This is a genomic window from Vibrio sp. OPT46 (assembly GCF_015163535.1).
Taxonomy (GTDB): Bacteria; Pseudomonadota; Gammaproteobacteria; order Enterobacterales; family Vibrionaceae; genus Vibrio; species Vibrio alginolyticus.
The window spans coordinates 1-501 of record NZ_JADDYG010000779.1 but is presented as its reverse complement, the minus strand read 5'-3'; the positions used below and the strand labels follow the sequence as shown (position 1 = coordinate 501).

1 protein-coding gene is annotated in these 501 nt (G+C 42.1%); it reads left to right on the top strand.

Going from position 1 to position 501, the window contains the following annotated elements; all coding sequences use genetic code 11:
• Nucleotides 1–501, top strand: a 501-nt coding sequence (locus IQR33_RS27705) for an efflux RND transporter permease subunit (RefSeq protein WP_193844235.1), incomplete at both ends; no start/stop codon positions are given.

Sequence of the window (501 nt, the reverse complement as noted above, 5' to 3'; positions counted from 1 at the left end):
AGTGCGCCAGAAGAAGAAATAGCGATTGAAGTTGACCCACTTGTTCTTCGTAAATACGACCTGACGTTGAGCGATATCAGCAGCGCGATCAGCCGTTACTCAGCCAACTTTTCTGCGGGCGAAGTAAAAACAAACTCAGGGATGATTGCAGTAAGGATTGAAAACCAATACTACCGTGGTGATGAGTTTAGAAATATTCCTGTAAAGCTTGGCGCAAATGGTGCAAAGGTTCTGTTGCAAGATATTGCCACAATAAAAGATGGCTTTACGGAAGAAGAGCGCTACTTTGAATACTCAGGTCAGAATGCGATCTACATGTCTGTTGAAGCAACTCGTGACCAGAACATTATCCCTGTTGCACAGTCCGTTCGTAATTATATTGAAGCAAAAAACAAGACATTATCGCAGGATGTTAAGCTCAAAGTCTTAGTTGATACGACTTATTATTTAAATGGGCGTCTCGACATGATGTTGAAAAACTTGCTGCAAGGCGCTGCATTA